The sequence below is a fragment of the Acidovorax sp. KPB24-03 genome, from assembly GCF_057546605.1.
In genome coordinates this window covers 1-1,504 of record NZ_BAAJYR010000622.1, presented here as the reverse complement: position 1 = coordinate 1,504, position 1,504 = coordinate 1, and the positions used below count along the sequence as shown (strand labels likewise).

Below are 1,504 nucleotides of genomic sequence, written 5' to 3'. Positions count from 1 at the left end.
GTCGGTGAGCGGGATGTCCATGGCGCCGATCTCCTGCGCCGTCTGCACGGTGGCGATGGTGCGCACGGGCTGCTCCGCGCCGCCGAGGTCAGCGCGGCCGCCCGCGCTCTCGATCTGCACCTGGCGCAGCTGGCGCGACACGTCGGCCGCCGTGGCCCGCAGGGCCTGCAGGCGCAGCGGGTCGAGCGACACGCGCACCTCGCGCGACACGCCGCCCACCCGGTTCACCGCGCCCACGCCCGGCACGGCCAGCAGGCGGCGGGTGAGGGTGTCGTCCACGAACCACGACAGCGCCTCGTCGTCCAGGCGGTCGGACGCGATGGCGAACGCCAGGATGGGCTGGGACGACAGTTCGAGCTTGGCGACGATGGGGTCGCGCAGATCGGCCGGCAGGTCGGCGCGCACGCGGCTCACGGCCGAGCGCACGTCGTCCACCGCTTCCTGCACCGGCTTTTCGAGCTGGAACTCGGCCGCGATGGTGGCCGTGCCGTCCACCAGGGTCGAGGTGATGTGCTTGAGGCCCTGGGTGGTGGCGATGGCGTTCTCGATCTTGCGCGCCACGTCGGTTTCCAGCTGCCCCGGCGCCGCGCCCGGCAGCGACGCGGTGACCATGACCACGGGCAGGTCCATGTCGGGAAAGTTCTGCACCTTCATCGCGTGGAACGACAGCATCCCCGCGAAGGAGAGCAGCACGAACAGCATCGCGGCCGGAATCGGGTTTCGGATGGACCAGGCGGAGAGGTTCATGGCAGGTCCTTGCGGGCGGCAGCGGGGCCGCGGTGGCAACCGGGCAAAAGCATGTTTTGCTCCTTATTTAATAGCATGATGCCCTAGTGCTTATTGTGCTGCAGGCATTTTTGATGTGGATGCCGCGGGCCGGGGCGCCGGCGCGGACGCCGCTGCTGCGGGCGCTGCGGCCTGCACGCGCACCAGGTCGCCGTCGTTCAGGAACGCGCCGCCGCGCTCGACCACCGTCACGCCCGGCTGCAGGCCCGAGACGATCTCCACCCGGTCGCCCGTGCGCTGGCCGGTCTGCACGCGGCGCATCACCACGCGGCTGCCCTCGCCGATCTCGAACACGCTGCTGAAGCCGTCGCGCACCACCACCGACGACTGCGGCACGCTGAGCGCATCGCGCTGCCCCAGCAGAAAATCGCCGCGCGCGAACATGCCTGCGCGCACATCGGGGTGGATGGGCAGGTCCACATAGACCAGGCCGTTGCGCGTCTGCGGATCGACGGTGGGGGCGATCATGCGCACGGTGCCCGGCACCTGCGCGCCGCTGGCGGCCGTCACGATCACCTGGCTGCCGGGGCGGATGCGCGGCAGGTCGTTGGAGGTGACCTCGGCGCGCCATTCCAGGCGGCCCTTGCGCACCATGCGAAAGAGTTCGGTGCCCGCGCCCAGCACCGCGCCCACGGTGGCCGTGCGCGAGGAGATGACGCCGCTGTCCGGCGCCAGCACCTGGGCGTGCTTGAGCCGCAGCTGCTGCGCGTTGAGGGCT

The 1,504-nt window shown here is 71.1% G+C and carries 2 protein-coding genes; both read right to left on the bottom strand.

Annotation, left to right across the window (positions count from 1 at the left end):
• On the bottom strand, positions 1-747 hold a 747-nt coding region (locus tag AC27KI_RS24595), incomplete at its 3' end, for an efflux RND transporter permease subunit (RefSeq protein ID WP_487116383.1).
• A gap of 90 nt (positions 748-837) precedes the next feature.
• Positions 838-1,504 (bottom strand): efflux RND transporter periplasmic adaptor subunit (locus AC27KI_RS24590; protein WP_487116381.1); only part of this gene is annotated, 667 nt, incomplete at its 5' end.